Here is a 23889-nt window from a genome sequence, read left to right as displayed (position 1 = left end):
CAACTCGCTCAAGCAGGGCGAGAACGCGGTGCTCGAGCTGAGCTACGATGTGGTGGACGAGCACGGCGCCTCGGTGGCGCAGACGGCGCAGATCACCATCACCGGCGCCAACGACGCGCCGACGGTCAACCAGGCGCCCAGTTCCCCGGTGTTCATCCCGAGTTCGGCGCCGATCGTCGACGGGACCAACATCGATTTGGGCCGCTTCTTCTCGGTGGATCCCGATGCGGGTGACAGCGTACAATATTTGTATTCCTTCACGCATGCTTCCGGCTCCCACACCAACAGTTCAATCACAATTGACGTAAATTCCGGCAAGCTGACAGCGAGTGTCCCCAATGGACAAGAAGCTTGGGGTACGCTCATCGTTACTGCGAAGGACGGTCACTCTGCTTCTGCTTCGCAGTCCTTCAATGTTTGGATCGGCAACGGCAGCAATGGTGGCAATGGCCACGATGGATTCGTGGTCAGCAGCAAATTTGGAAACACGGACCCGACGATCGCTGACGGCCGAGCCGGCAACGACGGGCTGACAGGCTCCAGCGGCGTCGACTACATCTTCGGCGGGAGCGGCAACGATACGATCAAGGGCCTGGGTGGCGCCGACTGGCTAAGTGGCGGAGCCGGCGATGATCATTTTGTCTACACTGCGGTGGGAGATTCGAACCGCTCTGCCTTCGACACAATTCTCGACTTTCAACACGGGACGGGGGATTCGGGTCACGACTTCATCGATTTTGCAAAAAGCTTGGGCCTAAAGGGTTTTGGCACCGTCTCTGATGGACTTCTCGCCGCCCAAACCGTGGCCTGGCAGAGTGATGGTGACGGCAATATGGTTGTTTATGCCAATACCGGAAGCTCGGCGCAGAGCGTATCAAGCGGAGCCGATATAATCGAAATCCATCTGATGGGAGTCTCCACACTCACCTTTAGCGACTTCAATCTGAACGCCTGACGGCATTCATAAAGGGGGGGCAGGCAGAGATCAGCACGATGCAAGGTCAGTCTCCGCTCAAGCATGCCCTCTCCCGTTGCCGCGGCGGTTTCGTCGCGGTGGCGGGTTTCAGCTTCTTCATCAACCTGCTCGTGCTGTCGGCCTCGGTCTACATGCTGCAGGTCTATGACCGCGTGCTGACCGGCCGCAGCGTGGAGACGCTTGTCTATCTGACGCTGATCGCGACCGTCGCGCTAGCAGCGATGGGAGCGCTCGAATTCTTCCGCTCGCGTCTCTTGGTGCAACTCGGCACTTGGATCGACCGTGTGCTGTCGCCGCAGGTGCTGGGGCGCGGGCTTGAAAACGCGCTGCGCGGCGCAGTCTATCGGACAGAGGCGCTACGTGACCTCGCCACCTTGCGTGGTTACCTAAGCGGCGGCGGCATCATGGCGCTGTTCGATGCCCCGTGGATGCCGCTCTATCTCATCTTCATCTCTCTGTTGCACCCGCTGCTTGGGCTGCTGGCGCTCGGCGGCGCTATAATCCTGTTTGCGTTGGCGCTCGCCAACAACGCATTGACGGCGGGCGCACTCAAGCAAGCCACTGCGGGCTCCGCCCGTGCTTACCAGGCGGCTGATATGGGTTTCCGCAACGCCGAGGTAATTGACGGCATGGGGATGGGTGGCACGCTATTGCGGCGATGGGACGCGGCGAACGTCGAAGTGCTCGCGCTCCAGTCGCTCGCCAGCGAACGCGCCGGCCTGATCAATGCGTTCACTAAGCCGTTCCGCATGTTTCTGCAGGTCGCGGTGCTTGGGCTCGGCGCCTGGCTTTCGCTGCGCCACGAAGTTTCACCCGGTGCAATGATCGCAGCCTCCATCATTATGTCACGCGCGCTCGCCCCGGTCGAACAGGCGATTGCCACATGGAAACAGACAACCGGCGCACGTGAGGCATGGGGCCGGCTGAACCGACTGTTTGAGGCCCCGCCGCTACGTCCGACCGGGATGGAGCTGCCGCGCCCGCAGGGACGCCTTTCAGTCGAAGCTGTGACCTATGTGCCGCCCGGTGCGAGAGCGGCCGTGCTGAAGAACGTCGCTTTCGCGCTCTCGCCCGGCGAGGTGCTGGCGATGATCGGCCCCTCGGCAGCGGGCAAATCGACGCTCGCCCGGCTGCTCGTAGGCATGGCTTCGCCGCAGCACGGGCAGGTGCGGCTCGACGGCGCTGACGTGTTTGCTTGGAATCGAGCTGATTTCGGCCGCCACGTCGGCTACTTGCCGCAGGATGTCGAGCTCTTTCCCGGCACGATCCGCGAGAACATTGCCCGCATGGAGGAAGGCGTCCCGGCCGAGGTCGTGGCCGCAGCGAAGATGGCCGGCGTGCATGAGATGATCCTGAGACTTCCCAAGGGGTACGACACCGAGATCGGCGAGCAGGGCTCGACGCTTTCCGGCGGCCAGCGCCAGCGTATCGGCCTCGCCCGAGCACTCTACGGCCACCCCGTGCTGGTGGTGCTAGACGAGCCAAATTCCAGCCTCGATGCTGCCGGAGAGGAGGCGCTGAACGAGGCGATTGCCAAAGTGAAAGCTGCCGGCTCCACTATCGTCATAGTTGCCCACCGGCCATCGATGATGACGCATGTCGACTCCGTGCTGGTGCTCAATGAAGGCCACGCGCAGATGTTCGGACCGCGCGACGCAGTGCTCGCGCAGCTGCGTCGTCCAGACCCTCAGATGAGGGTCGTTAGCTCCGAAAGGAGCGCATAATGAGAACGGCCCCGCCCCTGGGAACCCAGCTGGCGCCGCCGCCCACCCACCCACCGGTTCGCAGCCATGTCGTCGGCGGCCTTGCCGTGATCGGACTGATGTTCGGCTGCTTCGGCTTCTGGGCGGCGACTGCGCCGCTGACGAGCGCGGCGGTTGCGCCAGGCGTCGTCAAGGCCGACAGCAACCGCAAGACCGTCCAGCATCTGGAGGGCGGGATCATACAGGAAATCCTGGTCCGCGAGGGGGATGCGGTCAAAAAGGGGCAGGTGCTGGTCCGGCTCGACGGACTCGATGCCGAGTACGACCGCAATTCCGCACGCGATGAGCTAGATGCACTGCTAGCCAGCGAAGCCCGTCTCTCGGCGCAGCGCAACGGTCTCACCGAGATTACGTTTTCGGCGGAGCTGGTAGCCCGGCGGAACGAGCCGGCCGTCGCCGAGGCGATCACCGGGCAGGCGCGCATCTTCTCGGACCAGGCCGAGGTGCTGAAGGCCCAGGTCGAGGTCTGGCGACAGCGGATCGCTCAGCACCAGGCCGTGATCTCGGCGCTGGTCTCTCAGATCTACGCGATCGAGCAGCAGCTCCCTTCGCTTCGAGAGGAGCTGGAGGATGCCCGGACGCTGCTTAAGAAAGGCTACGGGGTGAAGTCACGCGTGTTAGGCTTGGAGCGACAGATCACCGCCAATGAAGGCGACGCGGAGGGGAATCGGGCGCGGATCGAAGGCCTCAGGCAGCAGATCGCGGAGGCCGAGGCGCAGATCGAGAACTTACGGGCCTCACAGGTCAAGACCGCCTCCGAGGACCTTCGCGCAGTTCAGATCAAGCGCTCCGAGCTCGAAAAGACGCTCGCGAAGTCCGGCGCGCGTGTAGAGCGCCGGGAGATCTCCGCTCCCGAGGACGGGGTGGTTATGAACCTCCGCTATTTCACGTCGGGCGGGGTGGTCGCGCCGGGTGGCGCCCTTCTCGACCTCGTACCGGTACAGGACAAGATGGTGCTGGACGTGAAGATCCAGCCGCTGGATATTGATGTCGTGCGCCCTGGCCTGCCGGCAGCAGTGCGCCTCGTGGCTTTCAAGCAGCGGGTCACGCCGACGCTGGAAGGAATGCTCACCCGCGTCTCGGCCGATGCGGTGGTCGAGGAGCGAACCGGAACGACATATTTCACAGCGACGGTCGAGGTGGATGCCGCCCAGTTCAGGCACCTTCCCTACGTGAAGCTTTATCCGGGAATGCCGGTTGATGTGTCCATTGTGACGGGTGAGCGCACGATGCTCGAATATCTCTTTCAGCCTTTTGCCGACAGCTTCGCTCACGCCTTCCAGGAAGATTAAGCAGGAAGAATGATCTACCGGTGACTGATAAGACACCGCAATGTGAACTACCGCTGGACATTTCGACAGCAAGCAGTGGTGATTTGTTAGCCCGCTATGGGTGGGGGAGACCGCCCTCTACATCGTCGCGATTGCCGCGAACGGGGGAATGGCCTGAGCCCTCGGGGAGTTTTTTTTGAGGAGACTTCAAAACTAGCTATAAGGCTTTGCCCCCACCGGCTAGCGACTGACTGCAGGAGACGGCATTGAGGCACGGCATCCTAACCTTGGTTGGAGTATGGTGGACCAGTAATCCTTTCACGCCGACCTTCTCGGTAAACCAGCGATATGTAAGCTCCGCCCGCCGCAGCTTCGGCGGTCGAGACGACCAGAAGACTATCCCGATCGCTGCATCGAATGCCGGGGGCAATGAACCCAGGTTTTCAGGCAATCGTGGATTGCATGCCAAAGGTCGGCTGGGCGGCGATATTCTGCGATGATGCCCGCCGGCAAGCCGCGTTACTTAGGCTACCGCCTAACGCTTACTCACCCCCCGCTTCGTCAGCCCCTCTTCAGGTCGCTGGTCCATTGGGTATTACCGACAACGGCCATGGGCTCGCCATCGAAACCTGCAGCGCACGTTCCCTATGGGGTGCCTGGAGGGGCCACACAATGCAGACAAACCGGACGGGAGCCGAAGCCGCGACTATGTAGGGATGGGCCGCATCGCGGAAGATATCCGCACAGAAAATGACCACGTTTTTTCCCGCATTCGCCAACGAGAAAACGTCCGCGGCTCTTCCTGATGCCGTTGACCAGCTACGTGGATGTCTGATCGGCTCGCATCTGGGTTGTTAGACCTAGCCGTTTCCGGAGCGCCGCCGCCAGCTTCGGCCCGTCGCTGATCTTGGCGATGACCGGCCCCAGGTCCAGACCGTGATACTGGCCGTATTCCTTGCGCACGGGTTCCATGACGAACAGCTTCCAAGTGCTGGGCTCCAGCATGATGACGCCGGCGTCGAACAGCCGGTGCAGGTCGGCGCGCAGCGGGATGCCGTTCCATCCTTCGTCGCGGCCCCCGCTGGACACGGGCAGAACGTGCGCGGCCTCCAAGGCCATCAGCGTCTCGCATCCGGTCACCAGACAGCGCGCGCCGAACAGCTCGAAGACCGCGCGGCGAAACTTGGCTTGGCCCCGGCGCTCCCAAACTTCCGCCAGACGGCGCTGGCGCTCGGCCGCGCTCTCCGCCTCGTCCTCCGGGCTGTCTATCAGTTGGAACTGCAAGTTCTCGAAATATCTCTGGAATACGTTGGTAATCGGGTTGCTTGTCATGGGACTCCCAGCGATCTCGTTCGCTAGACGCCCCAGCGGTTTCACGGGGTAAGGCACGCCCTCGTGCATCAGGAACCCCGTGCTGGATCTACGCATCTGCCCGTTCGGTTTGGGATAGCTCTCATACAGCCATTCCAGCCCATTGGCTTGGGTCAAGCGGATCGCCTCCAAGGCGTGTTTCCGCTCGAAAATCAGGTCAGTCACCGGTCGGCTGCGCTCCCGTCGCTCTCGGATGCCTGTCTACGCTAAGCCGTCGGCGTACTCAGCCAAAGGCGCGGCATGAGGAGTTGTTTTCCGACATTACCAAGCCTTTGTCACCGTCGTTGCGGGCAGACGCAGTTCGATCCTCTCACCAAAATTATCTTGCATGGTGAAAGCGCGCTTTTGCTTACGGCGGCGGCCCCCATACCAACTGTCCGCGATCGCCAGGAGATCGGTATTCTGGGGGCGTCCCAGGAATTCGTCGATCATTGCTGCCGTCATGTCTGGATCGGGCAACGTGTAGAACGCGCCAGGCGTATTCAACTCGTCCAGTGATCCGGCTTCCGTTGTCAGCGGACGTTGCAACATCTGGCGCGGGATGGTCGTTGCCGGCCCCGCGTCGGCGAATGCTTCTGGATAGATCGGAGCCATGAAGTCGATAACGTGGGCCTCGGTTTGCACCCACATATGGAAGCCGCCTGGCGAGCTTGAGACACGCCCGTTCTCGGCTTGGCCGAACAACGCCACTTCGGGTTTGGCATTGATGCAGATCGCAAAGCCGCCAGCCACCGCACGGGCGGTAATCTTGTAGTGCTTGTTCAGCACCATCGCCCCGAAAAAGGCGAAGAATTGGCAGGCTTTTTCGACACGACCGATGTCCTTCAGGACGCCATGCGCAACCTGATGGATGCGGTTGTACTCGCTTATCGGAATCAAAAACTGGCTCACGTCGCGTTCCTCATTAAAGACCCACTCTAGTCACTCCAGTCACTCCCCCCGGCGGCAGGAATCGGGCCGCGTCGCTGGCCGAAATCTGCCGGTCCGCTTTCGAAACACATTTGGCTGAAGCGGACATTCGGCAAACAACCCATCTCGGACGTAGTCAACTGTCCGCGATGGCCCCAATGCGAGCGCTCAGGCGTCCCACGAGCACAATGTCCACAGGGCCGACAGGTCGTTAGACCTGGGTTCATCGACAAGTTGGTAAACCAAATAATATTTTCCGGAAACCAATGCTTTACGGAAATCATTCCAAAGCAAGAGGCACCGGATTTGAAAGGACTGGGGAAACCTTTGGCTAAAGCACCAGCTGTGGCAATCGACATGTCGGTCGTCATCACGAAGGATTACGAATCCATCGCGAGCCTCGCCCGTCCGGCGATCGGCATCATTCCCGATTTCGACGACTGGAACGACTATGGGCGACGGTACTTCGCAACATTGGTAGTCCTGCCGGACGCGGACCCCGAACATGACTTTACGGTTCCGTTCCGGCTGATGTTCCACGAGAATTGGTCAACCGCTACCGTCTTGCAACGGCTGCTAGGACCCGGGACGCCAGTTCCGCTGAGCGCAGTCAAGATCCCTTTCTGTTCTCTCCAGAACGAGGCGATTGGCTACGCCAACCTAGTCAAAGCTCTCGGCTTCGACGCGGCAGTAACCGGACTGCGGATCTTGAAGGATGTCGTGCTTGCCCGCATCGAGGGCGAGGACCAAGAAACCATAAAGCTATCCGACTCCACCGAATTCCATATCGGTGTCATCCGCAATTCAAGCAGGTACACTGCACTGCGCCGTGGCGGCCGATACCTGCGTCAGCACCCGGTACCCGACGTCGACGATTCGGCCGTCACATTCGAGATCGAGGCCGAGCTGCCCCGTTTGGGCGAGGCAGTAGTCGCAGAATTCAACTTCGAGCCGGATCCGATTTTCAATGACCGTATATGCGTTCTCATCGGCCGTAACGGGGTGGGCAAGACCCAACTGATCAAATCCTTGGTCGATGCAATGACGGCCCCCGAGGGACGTGAGGACGCCAAAGGTTTCAAAGTGACGGTCACGCCCGGTCCGAAAGTGAGCCGGACCCTGCTCTTCTCCTCGGTTGCTAGCGACCCCTATCGCAACACGATCGAGCCCTGGTTCGGCATCGATTACGAGTATTTTGCTGTAACGGCGGATTCCGTGCCCCTCGGTGCCGGCTTCATCGCTGCGGTTCTTGACTGCATGCGCGATGACGGCTCCAAATTCAAGGCCAGTTGGACCCGCAATAGGATGGCTCTGCTGGAGAGCCTGTTGGAGAAACTCGGTCTCTTCGCCGGCCTTCACTTGCCGCTCAAGGCGGAAGCCGATCTCAGTGACTTCCACAGTGTGGTGGAGGTCGCCGACCGACGATACGTCTCTATCCGCAGCAACTTCAACGAAAAACAACAAAACATCCTGATCGCGGCCGTCGATCGGGATCAGCCGGCGCTCATACTGTCATCGTCCTTTATCCCGCGACGACTCAGTAGCGGCGAGCTCGCCATGGCGCAGTTCTGCGCTCAGGCCGTAGCGTCGGTCGAGACAGGCAGTCTGCTCTTGTTCGATGAACCCGAAACGCATCTCCACCCCAATTACGTAACCGAGTTCATGGACATCCTGCAGGATCTGCTTGCCCGCACCAAGTCCGTGGCCATTATCGCCACCCATTCGGCATACGTCTTGCGGGAAGTCCCCCGCCAGCGCGTGAACGTGCTCTACAGGGAGGGAACTTCTGTCGTTCCCGGCTCACCGCGCATGCAGACTTTCGGTGCCACCTTGGACGAACTTTCCCGGTTCGTCTTTCAGGATGGAGACGTATCCCCGCGCCACAAGCGACGTCTGGAGGAATGGGCACAGGAAACCGGCAAGGAGATCGGGATCGATGCGGTGGTCGAGCAGTTCGGGGATCAGTTGAGCCCTGTCACGTTGTCACTGATCGCTAAGACGATCCGAGACGGGGCGAGCGACTGACCATGTGGGCGTTGGAACTGCCGATCACCCAGGCCGAGGAAGACAAGAAGCTTGCATCTATCCTGAAGAGCGCCGCCCATTTCCGGCCTCACGAGACGGTCTGGAAAAAGGCCTATGCGAACTACAGGGCGGCCAAAGGCGATCCTTGGCTGGTCTCCGCCTCGACCTTCCAACCGTCGATCAAAGCCGAACAGCTGGAGCTTTACACTAATCGCAAGAACGGCGGCCCCATCAAGCGGATCAGGGAAACCAAGGGGATTCGATGCTGTCCCGTGTGCGGCTCGCCGTCGATCGGAACGCTCGACCACTATCTACCCAAAGAGGACTATCCCGAATTCTCAGTTCTGGCTTCCAATCTCGTTCCGGCATGCGGTCTCTGCAACAGCGGTGCCAAGGGTCGCACGGTCAAAGGATCGTCGAGTCCGGAGCGCTTCATTCACCCGTATTTTGATCGGTGGGCGGAGGAGGCCGTCTGGCAAGTGGAGATCACGCCGAATTATGCCGCAGCGACATTCAAGGCGGTGCCGAACCCGACGTTGACGGGAACAGCGAAGACCACCATCACGTTTCATCTGGGACATGTGTTCGGGCCGCAGTTTCATGTCCAAATGGCGACCTATTGGCAAGAGTTACCAGAGGCCGTCGCGGACCATCGAGACTTCCTCACCGATCTCGGACAAGTCTGGTCGGACGAACTGAAATGGTCGGCGCGCAGCTTCGGCCTCAATGGCTGGAGGACCGCGTTGATCCGCGGAGTGATCGCGGATGCTGCGGCCCAGAGTTACCTCGAGCAGAAGGCGCTCGCGCTACGTTCGAACTCCTGATTGCAAATATGCGGACTTCGCAAGTCACCAATGTCGCCGCTTCTGCGAAAGCCGGGCGGGCATAGGTGGCGGTGGACGGTTCCGGCATCTCTATCAATCCCGAAATTCGCATCAGGAGAGCCAGTTTCCGTCGTGCGAAACCTGTTGTGCATAGTACCGCGCGGACGGCCAACCGCAACAATGCATTGAAAACAGCCAGCCGCCTGCATTCATCGTTCTCGTACCGCCCGAGGCAGGTGCTAGCCGAGCCAGTTCCCTCTGCGAAGAGCAGCGCAATTCGATGGTCCACGCCGAGGTATCGAACGGTGTTATCAATCTTGGTGTGGCCAATCAGGGTTCAGCAGCCTGACCCGCGAACGTGATGGCCTCGGCTGGTGCCAAGCTAAGCAGAAACTTGTGTCGCGATCGCCGTCGCGACCGCGCGGCGCCGTGTAGCACGGTCGACGACTTGCGCATCCTCGCCAGTTTCGCTCAGCCACTGTAGGAAGCGATGTACCGCGTTGCGTGTGGTAGTGTCGTCACGGCAGTCCTTGAGCAGCGCGAACTGAATTTGCTGGACTTTGTCGGCTGCGAAGATGCCGAATCCCGGGGTGACAAAGGTCGCATCGGGAAAGCCTAGCATTGTTCGCGCCTGCGCTTCGGTCGTGCCGCCAGCACAACCGATGAGATGGACGGGGCCGATCACATCGGCCGGATAGCCTTCAATGTTGCGATGGTCGCCGAGAAACGGTCGCCCAACCATTTCCCGGCTAGCGGGTATGCTAAGGCTAGCAGGTGCCGCGTGGAGATGTAGAGCGACTTTGTGGCGATCTATGTCGGCGATGACCAGATCGGGCGCAAGTTCGGTTGCACCGCTCTCAACAAGTGCCGCGGTCATTGTTTCACGCAAGCGCGTGGCACGGTCGGCAAAGCCCAGTCGGCTCCATTCAAGCGCGTCGCCCGATGCGAACCCGCCCTTGCTCGCTTCGCGAACGCCGAGCCCGACTAGGGACGTCACGGCGTCGGCTACCGCCTTGTCGACTGCATCGATTAATTCCTGTTCGGTCTGTACTGTCTGACGAAAAGGATTGATCCGGCCGACATATTGCCGAAAGCGGTCGTTCGAAGCCGCGAACTCGTCGGCGAGTGGCTGTGTCCCTTCGAGCCTGATTACCCGGATCTTCGCCGGCGACGCATCATGAGCTGTCATCAACTCGCTGTGGCAGATGCCGACATCTCCGTCGGATGCTGCCCAGCCGGCATGGCCGGCGTCGAGCGAGATTAATATGTCTGCCTTGCGAACCTCCTTGATACATGCGTCTAGGCTGTTCGTGTCAGTGCCGCGACTGGTCGCATCCTCGTTAATCCAGACTTCGAATATGCTGACACCGGCGAGCTTCTGTGCTTCGAGCCGGTCGCGAATATCTCGGCGAATTTCAGTAAGCTTTCGACCGTCCGTCGGAAAGGTACGGTTGCACTGGCTGGAGATCATGATCTTGATCTTTCGTACTGCCGTCGGGCGTCTGGTCACAAGTTTCTCCTCTCATGTCGATCCGAGCGCAGACCGTTCCGCGCCGCGCTGCCACTCGGCGTGCAGCGCGGCGTCTTGTCAGCGTACCGCACGCCTGATCTCCTCAATGAGCAGCGGCGAAAGCTCGTACGCCTCCAGGGGCGCGCCCCTCAGCCACGTCCTGGCTTCGTTGACGGTCATGCCCTTATTGACGGTGGCGTCGTTGAGGATCGCTGCTGCGACCCGCGACAGGCCGAGCCCCACGAAACTAATCATTGACCGGTCGGAGGCGCCGACCTCGAGATAGAGCGGAAGGGGCGGTACCGACTTAGCAAGCTCGGGGAATCCGATTTCCTCGAACACACGCACAAGGACGGCGCAGTAGCAGGACATCAGCCGCACAACCTCGAACCGGATAACCTTCTCTATGGTGTCGAGCGTATCTCGAATGACGCGCCTAGTGTTCTGGCCATCCTTGTAGCTTATGGCGTTATCGATCATCCGTGGAAGCGGATCGCCCTTCATCCAGAAAACGGCCATAAGCGCGTGGTATTTGTGCCGCCGGTCGGTCGCCGGAAGACCGAGCAGGTACGTGTTGCAGCACTTCAGGACCATCGAGTAGGAATTGTAAGCGCCGCTCTCGCGCGGATGCGCTGGAATTAGCGCTCGGGCCTTCGCCTTGTCGCCTCCCGCCGCCGACAGCAAGTTGGCATGCAACGACTGCTGCCGGTACGGCGACAGGTTCGGACTTTGTCGAACAACCTCGACCGGAAGCGTAATAGCCATCACCGCCTCGTCGAGCGCGGCGCTGACGCGCTCTGTCGTCTTCTCGGGAACCCCGGCAGTCGCGAGCCTCGCGAGTGTTGTCGGCAGCTCGCCACGGGCGTGATCATCGAGCAGCCGCACGAAAAGCGTCTCGAGGTCCGCATCGCCCGGCCGTCCGTCCGCGTCATCGTCGGCCATGGTGGCGACCAGGTCCTCGAGCCTTCCCGTAACTCCCGCCTGAAGAGCAGGGACGATCTCGCTGTCCCGCGGCTGGTCAAGAGGTTTGGTCTTCCACTCGTCGTAGTCGATGAGGAAGATATTGCCTTGGAACTCACGGCGGAGCCGTCCGGCGCGGCCAGCAAGGTTCCAGAAGTCCGTCCCCTCCAGCGGATAGGTTCGGCCTTTCTCCGGCTTGCACATAAAGACGTTCCTGGCGGGCAGATTGACGCCCTGAAGCAGCGTACTCGTGCACACCAAGAAGTCGATGGTCCCGTCCGCGAAGGCGTCCTCGACCGCTTGGCGCACCTGAGTTGGCATGTTCGAGTAGTGGAAGCCGACGCCCCGGCGCACAGTCTGGGCGAGGACGTAGGAGGGGTGGACGGACTGGCCGGCGAGTTGCGCGACCGCCTCACGGCGCAGCGTCGTCTCGCGGTCAGACATGAGTTCGGCGAGCTGAAGCGCAAAGTCCTCTGCTTCGGCGGCTCCGTTGGCATAAATGATGCTCGGCGCGCCCTTGGCGAGCGCCGCCGAGATCTGGACCAGCCGGTCTTTCTTGGACGCGAGCGTCTGACCGATTGCGAACTCGCAGACCAGCGCCTCTTCGCCGCCGGGCTCAATGCTCGAGACGGAGAATTCGCCCTGTCGGGGTGACGTGACGCGCACGATTAGGAAGTTCTGCGCCACCGTCGGCTCTTTCGACGGGATGCTCTCCACGTCATCGAGTCCGAAGGTACGGCCGAACACCTCTAGGTTCCGGATACCGGGGCTGGCGAACAATAGCTGGGCGTCGGGCCGGCGGCGGAGAAGGTCGTCAACGACCCACTGCAACAGAATGCCGCGGCCGCGGTCGGCTATGCTGTGCGCCTCATCGACAATGACGACATCGGCACTCATGTCGGAATGCGAAGCCAGCATCAGCTGCACGCGCTCCTGTGTCATGACAAGAATGGCTTGCCGCGGCAGGGCCTGGTCGGAGTCAAGCGGGACAGTGACGATCTCGGGCGCGCCAGCTGCCCCGGAAAAGAGGTCGGAGAGATCGCGCGAGACCTGGGCGATCAGCGCGCGGGTCGGCACAAGGTAGACAACGGTGTAGTCGTCGCCCTCCTCGAACACGCGGGCGAGATGACCTTGCAGGACGAACGACTTGCCCGCCGACGTGGGCGCGCCCACCGCCAGGTTGCGGCCCTCGCCTAGCTTGCTCCAGAGCTCGTGCTGGAAGTCGGTCAGCAGCACCGGCTTCTCACGCAGGAGGACGCGCCGCTCGTCGGACAGAGCCAGCTCCTCGAGTGCGAGCTCGATTGGCAAGTCGGCGCCCGCACGATCGACATCTTCCCGGGTCTTTAGCGCCGGAAAGTTGCCAAGGCGGGCAAGTACGACGCGTAGCGCCTGCTGCATCGGCAGCGTCTTGGCGCCTATCACTTCATAGGCCGCCGTTGCCGACCGGTAAGCCTGCCGGCGGTGTTCCGGGTTGGTCGAACATGCCAGCACCGCTGCGGCCTGTATGAGCCTAACGGCGTCGTCCGCAGTGACCTCCCTAGTAAGCGATTTGCCGAGCTCGCGGGCAAGCCAGGTCCTGTGGACGAGCGCGGCCGCGTCGTGGAATCGGCTGTTGTTCCAGATGTGGTCGGCCAACTCCTGCACTAGTGATCCCCCGTTTACCCCGCGCGTTCTACTTCTTGGCGGCCGGAATTTTCTTCGATTTGGCAGCAACCGGCTGCTTCCAGCCGATCTTGTCTTGGAAGAGCTCCCTGAAACGCGCAACCGACGGCACCGGCATGATGAACATCTCCACTGGCTGATGCGTCATGCCCTTATCCTTGAGGGACTTTGCGATTTTGGGAGCGACCTCGCCCAACTTGGCAAGCGCCAGCTTGCGGAAGGATTCCTCGGCATCGGCCTCCGACGCCAGCGATGAGGCAAATGCGTCGAAGTCGAATGCGATTAGGCAGGAGATGACGTCGTAGCGGTTCGCATAGCCGGATCCGAACGGGTCCAGCATGCCCAGCATCGCCGCCTTGGCCGGAGCGGTCAGGCCGGAGAGATCAAGGTAGCGCTTCACCAGCGATATCTCGTGCTTAACTTTCTCGTCCTTGAGAGACTCCGCGATCGACTTCGTGGCCTCGGCGATGGCGTCGCTGAGGTCCTGATAGAGCTTGGCTTCGCCCCAGTAGACGTAGAGCCGACCGGTGTCAGTGCAGAAGCGGACATGGACGCCGTCTGCGCCGTGCACCGGCATCTCGGTGTTAGTCTTCAGCGACATCTTAGCGATGATCTGTGGCGCGCCGAGCAACCATTCGGTCAGCAGGTAAAGGATAAGCTCGCCGGCCTCCCCGTTTCGGTTGGTCGCGAGATGCGCCCGCTTGAAGAGGTCGTAAGCCTCCTGGCGGAGAACCTCAAACATCTGCACAAACTCCTCAGAGCCGACTTTGTCGAACTGGTCGTGCAGGTTTTTCACCTGCTGTCGAGGCAGGCAGAAATTGACGATGTGCATCGAAACCGCGTCGATGAGTTCCGAGACCATCGGCTTGCGCTGGCGGAACGCGGGATAATGCAAGCGCAGCGTTAGCCCGTCGCACTCGGTCGTCAATGTGTGGTCGATTGATCGGAGGTTGACTGACAGCTTCGAGAGGTCACGCTTCAGTGCCGCTAGCGCGTCCTCGAGTTCCTTGTTGGGCGATGGGGATGGGGCGAGCACTGCATCAGACACGCAGGACGTTTCCCCCGAATTCGGCAAGCATGTTCTCTAGATGTTCTCTTCTGGGGCAAGCATTCCGCTCAATTCAGCGCAGACAGTTAGAAGTATGCTTCGAATTTATGTATACGTCAATTCGGCTGCGTTTTTGATCATTCGCCATTAATCTAGTGATCCACCTACAGCAACAACTCAGTCTCTTCAGGATCCGGCCACATCTTCGCTAGACTGGTAGCTTGTATCGACATCTCCCGCTCCAGACCCAATGGAACACGGATGACCTCGAGGTATCACGCTTCTTTAGTCGCGGCGCGTTGGCGCAGCACTGCGAAGGCGACGCGGTGTAGCTCTCTCTGATCAGTAGAGATGGCGGTGGCGAGGAACGACGATCGGTCTACGATCCCGAACGACCGGCGAGATGTTGTTCGCGAACCTTTGCGCGCGAGGCGGTCTGGACTGCAACAGCGACACCCGCGACCGGACAGGCCGGGACTTCACCGTCGAGTTTGCTGCGGCCGCCGGGCCGCTCGGCCAGTGTCGAAGTGGTCGCCCGAAGCTCGGTTTTCAGAAGCTATGTCGGGAGCAAGCCCTGTTAGCGAACTTCCGGTTTCGAGGCGATTGTTGAAAGGCGTTCGGGTCATGAGTACCGGCCCATAGGCGAAACTTGGCCAATGCGATCATGGGCAGATGCGGAACCAAGAACCATGGAGCGCACTCCCCGGCCCGCTCCCCGTCTTTACAAAGCAAAACGGCCACCCGAAGGTGGCCGCTTTAAATGCTTGTTTTCCCGAAGGAAATTGGAGCGGGTGAAGCGATTCGAACGCTCGACCCCAACCTTGGCAAGGTTGTGCTCTACCCCTGAGCTACACCCGCTCGCCCGACCCGTTGTGTGCCGGAAGCCGCGCCTATATGGCCGAAGAGCTGATCGATTGCAACAGGGAAAATTGCGGTCTTCGAAACTTCCGTCCGCCGCCGGCCAAAAAGCCTTTTGGCTCAGGCGTTTCGCCGGTGCGAAATCCCGGTGGGCAGGGCCCGAGGGGTTGTTTCGGTGGCTTCTTTGGCCGTAAACCATTGCGAATCGGATCCAGCAGCCAGGAAGTTCACATGCCCAAAAGTCCCGATGAGCTTTTCGCATTTCTCGATTCGCTCGGGATTTCGGTCAGCACCACAAGACACCCCCCGCTTTACACGGTGGCCGATTCGCAGGCCTTGCGCGGCGAGATCGCCGGCGGCCACACCAAGAACCTGTTCCTGAAGGACCGGAAGGACAATTTCTTCCTGGTGACGGTGGATGAGGACGCCGAGGTCGACCTCAAGCAGATCCATCATGTCATCGGCGCTTCCGGAAAGGTTTCGTTCGGCAAGCCGGAGGCGCTGATGGAACTCCTGGGCGTGGTGCCCGGCGCAGTTACCGTTTTCGGCCTTATCAACGACACTGTCGGCAAGGTGAAGCTCGTCCTGGACAGCGCATTGATGGAGAATGACATCATCAATGCCCATCCGCTGACCAACGAGGCGACGACGTCGATCGCCAATGCCGATCTGGTCAGATTCGTGAAGGAGACAGGCCACGAACCGCTTGTCTTGAAAGTTGCGGCATGATCGCCACATGGTGGGCGAAGGTGTGTTTCGCCGGTGGTCCGGCGGCGGCATGATGAAAAGGCGCGCACGCGTTTGAAAGGGCAGCGATGAGCAACCAGGACAATTCATTCGGCGGCGGCGCCGGCCACTATGCGACGAACATCACCTATGGCGGGTCCGGGTCCGGCAGCCCTGCGGCGGGAGCAGCCAAGCCCTTCGAGGTGAAGGACATCACGACCGCGAGCTTTGCCGCGGATGTGCTTCAGGAATCGAGGCGCCAGCCCGTTCTCGTCGACTTCTGGGCGCCCTGGTGCGGGCCGTGCAAGCAACTTGCCCCCGCGCTGGAAAAGGCGGTTCAGGAAGCGGGCGGCCGGGTCAAGCTGGTCAAGATGAACATCGACGACCACCCGGCCGTCGCCGGCCAGCTCGGCATCCAGTCGATTCCCGCCGTCATCGCCTTCAAGGATGGCCAGCCGGTGGACGGGTTCATGGGCGCCGTGCCGGAGAGCCAGATCCGCACCTTCATCGACAAGGTGGCCGGCAAGGGTCCGGGGCCGCAGATTGCGGACGCGCTGGCCGCTGCCGCGGAGGCGCGCGGCGCCGGCGACATGCAGACGGCGGCCGACCTTTTCGGCGCGGTTCTGCAGCAGGCGCCGGACAATGTCGACGCATTGGCCGGCCTCGCCGACCTCCTGTTCGAGATGGGCGACGTCGAGGCCGCCAGGCAGATGCTGGAGCGCGCGCCGGCGGACAAGGCCGATGCGCCGGCGCTTTCGGCCGTCCGCGCCAAGCTGGCGCTGGCCGAACAGGCTGCCACGCTCGGCAACCCTGCGGAACTCGAGGCCCGGCTGGCCGCAAATCCGAACGATTACGAGGCGCGCTTCGACCTCGCCATGATCCAGAACGCGCTGGGCATGCGCATGGAGGCGGCCGACAATCTGCTGGCGATTGTGAAGGCAGACCGTACGTGGAAAGATGACGGCGCGCGGGCCCAGCTTCTGCAGTTTTTCGAAGCCTGGGGCATGGCCGACGAGGTGACGCTCGCCACCCGGCGCAAACTGTCGTCGCTTCTGTTTTCCTGAGCGGGGATACGGCAGGGCTTGCGCCGGCAGCGCTGCGCACCAGATCATTAGCGGGACGGTGCGGAGGAGAGAAATTTGCAAGCGGGAAATGCGCATTACCGGTTTGGAAAGGACATTCCGGCCACCGTGCCGGTTTTTCCGCTCGCGGGCGCCCTGCTGCTTCCCGGCGGGCGTATGCCGCTCAACATCTTTGAGCCGCGCTACCTGCAGATGATCGATGAGACGATCGGCGGGGCGCGGCTCATCGGCATGATCCAGCCCTCGCTGGATGAGGCGCTGCGCGATGACGGCGAGCCGGAAATCTGTGCCGTCGGCTGTCTCGGCCGCATCACTTCCTTCGCCGAGACCGGCGACGGACGCTATCTCATTTCGCTGCAGGGGGTGTGCCGTTTCCGGGTCGCGCAGGAACTGGCTGTCAAGACGCCGTTCCGCCAATGCCGGATAATGCCCTTCGTGACTGACCTGTCCGACGACCCGAGCGGCGGCGAGGTCAACCGTGTGTCGTTGCTGCGGGTGTTTCGCGCCTATCTGGAGGCCAACGACCTCGAAGCGGATTGGGAAGGCGTCAGCCGCGCGGACAACGCCATGCTGGTCAATGCGCTTTCGATGATGGCGCCCTATGGCGCGGCCGAGAAGCAGGCCCTGCTGGAGGCGCCGGACCTGAAGACGCGGGCCGACACGCTGATCGCCATCACCGAAATGGTGCTGGCGCGCGAGAACGACGAGTTCGGTTCGGGGCTGCAATAGGGCGGCGACGCGGAGCAAGCATCATGCGAGAGGAAAACACTCCCGTGGACGTAAAGCTTCTCGAGTTGCTCGCCTGCCCGCTCACCAAGGGGCCTCTGGTCTGGGACGAAGAGCACCAGGAACTGGTGTCGCGGCAGGCGCGGCTTGCCTACCCGGTGCGCGACGGCATCCCGATCATGCTGCCGTCGGAAGCGCGCTCGCTTGACATTGACGAGAAGCCCCGGTCCGGCAAGGGGGGCTAGATCCGCCAGGCACTTTAGGGTCGCATATACGGTCGCGCCGGAAACGCTCGAAGAGATGCGAAAATCGCCACCTAGGTCGTCGGTCCTTGAAAGGTCGCTGGCGCTCACTGGAAATTGCGCCCCTTGGGCATGACATTGTGGACGCCCTCGGCCAGGATCTTTCGGTCGCGCTCGGCGGAATTTCCGGCGGCCCGTGTCTTCGGCCGTCCGCGGTTTTCCTTGCCTTGGCGCTGTTCTGCTTGCCCTTCCGGCTGGGCCGCTTCCGAAAGCGCGCCCAGCCAGAGCGACAGGTCCTCGACCGTGTCGGCCACGACATGGATGACGCCTGAAACCGACTGCAGCCGGCCGTTCACCCGCACGAAGCGCCCGCCCAGCACCGCGGCCCGGAAGCGCTCGAACACCTTCTGCCAGACGACGATGTTGGCGGTCGCGCCCTCGTCTTCCAGCGTCATGAAGATGACGCCGTTGGCCGAGCCCGGCCGCTGGCGCACCAGCACCAGCCCGGCCACGGAAAGGCGCTGACCATTGGCCATCTGGCCCAACCGCGCACTGGGGGTGATGCCGGCCCGGTCGAGTTTCGCGCGCAGGAAGGAGACGGGGTGCGCCTTCAGCGAAAGCCCGAGCGAGCGATAGTCATGCACGACATGCTCGCCGAGCGGCATGGAGGGCAGCTTCATTTCCGGCTCGTTGTCGCGCAGGCGAAGCTCGGTCCGGTCGAACAGCGGCAGTCGCTCGGCCCCACTTCCGCGCAGCGCGCGCACGGCCCACAGGGCGTCGCGCCGGTCGAGCCCCAGCGAGCGGAAGGCGTCGGCCTCGGCCAGGCGTTCGATGGCGTGGACGCGCAGGCCCGAGCGCAGCCACACGTCGCGCACCGAATCGTAGCCGGTGCCGCGCCGCTTCACGAAAATTTCCATGTCGGCCTGGCTGAGCCCCTTGATCTGGCAGAAGCCGAGCCGCACCGCATGCGCGGACCTGATCACGCCGCGCATCTCGGCGTGCCGGGGGGCGATACGCATCGGGTCGAAGGGCGTGGCCTCCAGCGTGCAGTCCCAGTCCGACGCATTGATGTCGACCGGCCGGACCTCGACGCCGTGTTCCTGGGCGTCGCGCACGAGCTGCGCCGGGCGGTAAAAACCCATGGGCTGCGAGTTGACGATCGCCGCGCAGAAGACGTCCGGATAGAAGGTCTTGAACCAGCAGGAGGCATAGACCAGCAGGGCGAATGAGGCGGCGTGGCTTTCGGGGAAACCGTATTCGCCAAAACCCTCGATCTGCTTGAAGCAGCGCTCGGCGAAATCTTTCGGATAGCCCTTCGCGACCATGCCCTTGACCATGCGGTCGCGATAGTTGCCGATGGTGCCGGTGCGCCGGAACGTGGCCATGGCCCGGCGCAGCTGGTCGGCCTCGCCCGGCGAGAAGCCGCCGGCTTCGATGGCGATGCTCATGGCCTGTTCCTGGAACAGCGGCACGCCCAGGGTCCGCTTGAGGATCTTCTTCAGCTCAGGGCGGTAATACTCCACTTTCTCCTTTTCCTCGCGCCGGCGCAGATAGGGGTGCACCATGTCGCCCTGGATCGGGCCGGGCCGCACGATCGCCACCTCGATGACGAGATCGTAGAATTTTCTCGGCTTCAGGCGCGGCAGCATCGACATCTGCGCGCGGCTTTCGATCTGGAAGACGCCAATCGTGTCGGCGCGGCAGATCATGTCGTAGACCCGCCTGTCCTCCTTGGGGATCGTCGCCAGCGTCAGCCGCCTGCCATAGCGGTCGCGCACCCTGTAATGGGTCTCCAGCAGGTCGAAGGCGCGCCTGAGGCACGACAGCATGCCGAGCGCGAGGATGTCCACCTTCAAGATGCCGATGGTGTCGAGGTCGTCCTTGTCCCATTCGACCATCTTGCGCTCGTCCATCGCCGTCTTGACGATGGGGACGATCTCGTCCAGCCGGTCCTTGGTGATGACGAAGCCGCCGACATGCTGCGACAGATGACGGGGAAAGCCCATGATGTCGTTGGCGCGGTCGATCACGTGTCGCGCCAGCGGGTCGGCGCGGTCGAGGCCGCCTGCCCTCGCCTCCCTTTCTCCGACTTCAGAGGAAGACCAGCCCCAGACGGAGCCGGAAAGCGCGTCGCGGACATCGTCCGACAGGCCCATCGCCTTGGCCACCTCGCGCAACGCCGAGCGGCCGCGATAGCTGACCACCGCGGCGGCGAGCGCGGTGCGCTCCTCGCTGTATTTCTCGTAGATATAGGCGATGATCTGGTCGCGCCGCTCATGCTCGAAATCGACGTCGATGTCGGGCGGCTCGTCGCGCTCGGTCGAGACGAAGCGCTCGAAAAGCACCTCGGTCAGGTTGGGATCGACCTCGGTGATGCCCAGGCAATAGCAGATGACCGAATTGGCGGCCGAGCCGCGCCCCTGGCACAGGATGCCTACTGCTTCCGAGCGCGCATAACGAACGATGTCCTGAACGGTCAGGAAATAGCGGGCGTATTTTTTCTCGGCGACGATTGCGAGCTCGTGCCGGATCAGGCCCTGCACCTTCGCGGAAATGCCTTCGGGGTAGCGGGCGCGCGCACCTTCCCAGGTCAGCCGTTCCAGTTCTTCCTGCGGGTCCACGCCCTCCTTCGTGGTTTCGTCGGGGTAATTGTGGCTGAGTTCGCTGAGCGAAAAGGAAAGCGTTTCGGCAAAGCGCAGCGTCTCGGCAATGGCCTGCGGCCAGGCCTTGAACAGTCGCGCCATTTCGGCCGGCGGCTTCAGGTGGCGCTCGGCATTGGCGGCAAGCTCGAAGCCCGCTTCGGCGACGGGCTTGTTCAGCCGGATCGCGGTCACCACGCCCTGCAGCGGGCGTCGGTCGGCCGAATGGTAGAGAACGTCGTTGGTCGCCATCAGCGGAACGCCGGCGGCCTTGGCAATCGCGGCAGCCTGGGCGACGCGGAAGCGGTCGTTACCGCTGTAGTCGGGCGCGACGGCAAGCCAGACATTTTTGCCGAAGCGCTCCTTCATCTGGCGCATGAGGGCAAGCTGGCCGGCGGCCGCCGCCGCCGAAAGCTCGGGCAGCACGGCAAGCGACATATGCTCGCCCCACTCGAAAAGATCCTCCGCATAGACCAGCGGCGCGCCCTTCGGGCTTTCCTCGCGCATATTGGCCTGGGTCAGCAGGCGGCACAGGTTCCCCCAGCCCTTCCGGTCCTGCGGATAGGCCAATATGTCGGGCGTGCCGTCGGCAAAGACCAGCCGGCAGCCGGGGTGGTAATCAAGCCTCACCGGCAAGGCATTTTCCGAAAACCTGATGCATTTCGATTGGCTCCAGGCGCGCACCACGCCGGCCACCGTGTTGCGGTCGGCAAGGCCCAGGCCGGCATGGCCGAGCAGGCAGGCGGCCACCACCAGCTCCTCCGGCCGCGAGGCGCCGCGCAGGAAGGAGAAGTTCGACTGTACGCCGAATTCGACATAGGCCGGCGAAACAACGGGCGCGCGCGGAACCTTTTTCTCCTTCATGCGAACAGCCCCTGCATGAACCAGCGCGGGCCGGTGTCGCCGGTGCCGTAAAACCCCCGGCGGAACAGCCAGAAGCGGCGGCCGGCGCCGTCCTCGACGCGGAAATAGTCGCGGGTCGGTGCATCCGCCTCTTCGCGCCACCATTCCGGCGCGATGCGCTCGGGGCCTTCGGCGCGCACCACGTCGTAGAGCACGCGGCGCCAGCGGAAGCGCGCGGGCGGGCCTTCCGGCATCTCGGCGGCCACCACTTCCACCGGCTCGGGATGGGTCAGCAGGCGGATCGGCCGCTCCTGGGTCGCGGGGGGCGAGTGCTTGGCCCTTGCCGGCATCGCCGCGCCGACGGCGGCGGCGAAGGGCATGGCGGCGACCGCGCGTTCAGGCACATGGCTGGCGACGAGAACCGGCTTCTGCACCACATCTGCGCCAAGCCGGGCGCCGACGCGGTCGGCGAAGAGGGCGAGGTCCTCGTCATTGCCGCACACCTCGCCGGCAAGATCGGTCTGGGCCATGTCGAAGGAGGCTGCCGCCAGCACCGAGAGCCGGACGAGGTCGAAGCCGTAGCCGGCGTCCAGCGCATCCTCCAGCGCCGCCAGCCGTTCGTGGAACAGCCTTGCGATGAGGTCCGGCGCGCGCAGCGGCCGCGAGGTGCCGACACCGATGCGGCTGATCATGCCGTCGACCCGGAACAGCAGTAGTTGCAGGGCGCGCGCGCCCTCGCCGCGCCGCTCCAGATCCGCCCTCAGGCTCGTGGCCAGCAGAAGCACCAGCCGCTCGATGTCTTCCATCAGCCCGATCGGCTCGGCCAGGTGCCGCTCCACCGAAAGCGGCGCGACGGGCAGGCGCGGCGAAATAGCCTCCTCGATGCGCCCCAGCGCTTGGTCGATGCGGGCCATCAGGCCGGCGCCGAAGCGGCGCGCCAGCGGCGCGCGGGGGCTGCGCAGAACCGAGCCCGCATTGCGCAGCCCCACGCTTTCGAGGCCGGAGATGGTCGCCGGCTCCAGCCGAAGTGCTGCCAGCGGCAGGGGCTCCAGCATTCTCTCCTCGCCCCCCGGCTCGACGATCTCGGGGCTGCGGAAGCGCGCCGTCGCCCAGGCCGCCCCCGGCGTGGAGGCAAGCCCCGCGCGCTCATCGAACCCCTGGTGGAAGAAGCGTGCCAGCAGGTCGTCGAGCAGCGCCTTTTCGCCGCCGAACAGATGGGCGCAGCCGGTGATGTCGAGGAACAGGCCGTCTGTCCCGTCCAGCGCCACCAGCGGCGTGTAGCGGTCGCACCAGTCGGCCAGGCTTTCCAGAAGCCGGCGGTCGGCGGCCGGGTCCGCCTCGACGATCTCGATGCCGGGGTGCATGGCGCGGGCGTCGGCAATGCCCATGCCGGGCTTCAGCCCCAGCCGCTCAGCCTGCTCGTCGAGGGCTGCGATGCGCTGCGTGTTCTTTTCGCGATGGCTGACGACCAGCGGCGGGCGCGCCGCCTGCGGCTGCGAACGCCACGACCGCCCCAGCCGCTGGCGCAGGATGCGCTCCGTGCAAAGATGCGGAAACCACAGCGCCAGAATCCGCTGGCCCGAAGGCCGGCTGCTGTCTTTCGGAAAATGAGCGTTCATCGGCGTTCCACTCCAGGGTGAACTGTCCGGGCAGGGCAAGGCGGCTTTTGTCGATCCTGACGACAAAGCCGGGCGGGCCGATGGAGCCGGCCAGCGGCCCGGCGATGGTGTGGCGAGGTGCTGCCGTTGCCGGCGAGACGACGAGCCGCAGCGGGGCAGCGGTCGGTTCTGGCCTGGCCGCCTGCCGCAGCAGGAAGACCGGCCGCCCCGCGCCCAGCGCGCGCCGGTGCAGGCGGCGCGTGGCGGTGAGGTCGAGCTTTTGCGGGTTGCCGCGGATCTCCAGCAGCACGGCCGAGAAGGCCTTCAGGCCGGCGGCCTCCTCGGCGATCCACAAGGCGTCGGCGAGTCTCGGCGCCTCTGCGATCAGAACCTCGTCCGCTCCGATGCCGAAGCGGGCGCACAGGCCCGGCGCATAGGGCACACCGGCCTCGCGGAAAATTTCTGCCGTGCCGATCCAGAGCATGGGTGTCCTTTGCCGCGCCTGCGCCAGCAAAAGCCCGGTCAGCGCCAGGGCAAGCCCGCTCGCAGCCCCGGCATCGCGCGTTTCGGCGCCATGGATTTCGGTCAGCGCCGCCATCGGCAGGCCGCCGCCGAGGGCGGCATCGAAAGCCTGCGCGCCGGTTGCCAGGCGCGGTTCCGCCGCGATGCCATGGCGCCGCATCAGCACCGCGCCTTCGCCGGCCCGCGCCTCGGCGGAAGGCACCAGCCGTTCCGGCAGGGTGCCCTCGATGCGTGCTATTTTCTGGCGCAAGGCAAAAACAGTTGCCTGCGCCACGGCGGACGTCGCCATGACGGTGTGCTTTCCGATATTTGTTCCTGTTATGTTCTTATTGAT

Annotated in this window: 17 protein-coding genes and 1 tRNA gene; 9 read left to right on the top strand and 9 right to left on the bottom strand. The window is 63.0% G+C overall.

The genetic code is table 11. The features are described from left to right. The 3 genes from AC3A4H_RS15185 to AC3A4H_RS15175 all read left to right on the top strand — a co-directional run. Positions 1-955: calcium-binding protein (locus AC3A4H_RS15185; RefSeq protein ID WP_487767424.1), on the top strand; the 955-nt coding region annotated here is incomplete at its 5' end. A gap of 38 nt (positions 956-993) precedes the next feature. Beyond that, the gene (locus tag AC3A4H_RS15180) at positions 994-2700 is read left to right on the top strand and encodes a type I secretion system permease/ATPase (RefSeq protein WP_487767423.1); all 1707 of its coding nucleotides are present in this window, start codon (positions 994-996) and stop codon (positions 2698-2700) included. Continuing rightward, positions 2700-4031, top strand: a complete 1332-nt coding sequence (locus tag AC3A4H_RS15175) for an HlyD family type I secretion periplasmic adaptor subunit (RefSeq protein WP_487767422.1) — start codon at positions 2700-2702, stop codon at positions 4029-4031. The genes AC3A4H_RS15180 and AC3A4H_RS15175 overlap by 1 nt, the downstream gene beginning before the upstream one ends. Positions 4032-4829: 798 nt before the next feature. Here AC3A4H_RS15175 and AC3A4H_RS15170 read toward each other — a convergent pair. Together AC3A4H_RS15170 and AC3A4H_RS15165 are read right to left on the bottom strand one after the other, a co-directional pair. Then, a complete protein-coding gene (locus AC3A4H_RS15170; RefSeq protein ID WP_487767421.1) occupies positions 4830-5546 on the bottom strand; it encodes an HNH endonuclease in 717 nt (238 codons plus the stop codon). A 96-nt stretch (positions 5547-5642) separates the two neighbouring features. After that, positions 5643-6272, bottom strand: coding sequence for a DUF2026 family protein (locus tag AC3A4H_RS15165; RefSeq protein ID WP_487767420.1), 630 nt, complete (start codon positions 6270-6272; stop codon positions 5643-5645). 375 nt (positions 6273-6647) lie between these two features. On the opposite strand from AC3A4H_RS15165, the gene AC3A4H_RS15160 reads away from it, so the two are divergent. Together AC3A4H_RS15160 and AC3A4H_RS15155 are read left to right on the top strand one after the other, a co-directional pair. Beyond that, a complete protein-coding gene (locus AC3A4H_RS15160; RefSeq protein ID WP_487767419.1) occupies positions 6648-8315 on the top strand; it encodes an AAA family ATPase in 1668 nt (555 codons plus the stop codon). A gap of 2 nt (positions 8316-8317) precedes the next feature. Beyond that, positions 8318-9139, top strand: coding sequence for an HNH endonuclease (locus tag AC3A4H_RS15155; RefSeq protein ID WP_487767418.1), 822 nt, complete (start codon positions 8318-8320; stop codon positions 9137-9139). 382 nt (positions 9140-9521) lie between these two features. On the opposite strand, the gene AC3A4H_RS15150 is transcribed toward AC3A4H_RS15155, so the two are convergent. From AC3A4H_RS15150 to AC3A4H_RS15135, 4 genes are all read right to left on the bottom strand, one after another. Next, positions 9522-10649, bottom strand: coding sequence for a hypothetical protein (locus AC3A4H_RS15150; RefSeq protein ID WP_487767417.1), 1128 nt, complete (start codon positions 10647-10649; stop codon positions 9522-9524). A 78-nt stretch (positions 10650-10727) separates the two neighbouring features. Continuing rightward, complete coding sequence (locus tag AC3A4H_RS15145; RefSeq protein WP_487767416.1) at positions 10728-13253, bottom strand: DEAD/DEAH box helicase; 2526 nt, start codon at positions 13251-13253, stop codon at positions 10728-10730. Between the two features lie 28 nt (positions 13254-13281). Continuing rightward, positions 13282-14346 (bottom strand): HamA C-terminal domain-containing protein, encoded by a 1065-nt coding sequence (locus AC3A4H_RS15140; RefSeq protein ID WP_487767415.1) that lies wholly within the window; start codon positions 14344-14346, stop codon positions 13282-13284. A 756-nt stretch (positions 14347-15102) separates the two neighbouring features. Further along, a tRNA-Gly gene (locus AC3A4H_RS15135) sits at positions 15103-15177 on the bottom strand. 231 nt (positions 15178-15408) lie between these two features. On the opposite strand from AC3A4H_RS15135, the gene AC3A4H_RS15130 reads away from it, so the two are divergent. The 4 genes from AC3A4H_RS15130 (at position 15409) to AC3A4H_RS15115 (ending at position 17956) form a co-directional block, all read left to right on the top strand. Beyond that, complete coding sequence (locus tag AC3A4H_RS15130; protein WP_348778726.1) at positions 15409-15906, top strand: prolyl-tRNA synthetase associated domain-containing protein; 498 nt, start codon at positions 15409-15411, stop codon at positions 15904-15906. Between the two features lie 86 nt (positions 15907-15992). Beyond that, the gene (gene trxA, locus AC3A4H_RS15125; protein WP_487767414.1) at positions 15993-16967 is read left to right on the top strand and encodes a thioredoxin; all 975 of its coding nucleotides are present in this window, start codon (positions 15993-15995) and stop codon (positions 16965-16967) included. A 75-nt stretch (positions 16968-17042) separates the two neighbouring features. Next, positions 17043-17714 carry an LON peptidase substrate-binding domain-containing protein gene (locus AC3A4H_RS15120; RefSeq protein ID WP_487767413.1) on the top strand — a complete coding sequence of 224 codons (672 nt, stop codon included), beginning with the start codon at positions 17043-17045 and terminating at the stop codon, positions 17712-17714. A 23-nt stretch (positions 17715-17737) separates the two neighbouring features. Further along, a complete protein-coding gene (locus AC3A4H_RS15115; RefSeq protein WP_487767412.1) occupies positions 17738-17956 on the top strand; it encodes a Trm112 family protein in 219 nt (72 codons plus the stop codon). A 104-nt stretch (positions 17957-18060) separates the two neighbouring features. On the opposite strand, the gene AC3A4H_RS15110 is transcribed toward AC3A4H_RS15115, so the two are convergent. Genes AC3A4H_RS15110 through AC3A4H_RS15100 form a run of 3 tightly spaced genes read right to left on the bottom strand, consistent with a single transcriptional unit; the run spans position 18061 to position 23844 of the window. Next, positions 18061-21456 (bottom strand): error-prone DNA polymerase, encoded by a 3396-nt coding sequence (locus tag AC3A4H_RS15110; protein ID WP_487767411.1) that lies wholly within the window; start codon positions 21454-21456, stop codon positions 18061-18063. Beyond that, positions 21453-22871: a Y-family DNA polymerase gene (locus tag AC3A4H_RS15105; protein WP_487767602.1), complete on the bottom strand. Its 1419-nt coding sequence runs from the start codon at positions 22869-22871 to the stop codon at positions 21453-21455. The genes AC3A4H_RS15110 and AC3A4H_RS15105 overlap by 4 nt, the downstream gene beginning before the upstream one ends. Then, positions 22846-23844, bottom strand: coding sequence for an ImuA family protein (locus AC3A4H_RS15100; RefSeq protein ID WP_487767410.1), 999 nt, complete (start codon positions 23842-23844; stop codon positions 22846-22848). The genes AC3A4H_RS15105 and AC3A4H_RS15100 overlap by 26 nt, the downstream gene beginning before the upstream one ends. Between the last annotated feature and the right edge of the window lie 45 nt (positions 23845-23889).

The sequence above is a fragment of the Pseudaminobacter sp. Soil_N_29 genome (assembly GCF_057656055.1).
The sequence above is the reverse complement of the archived record's forward strand: the minus strand, read 5'-3'. Positions and strand labels throughout refer to the sequence as shown.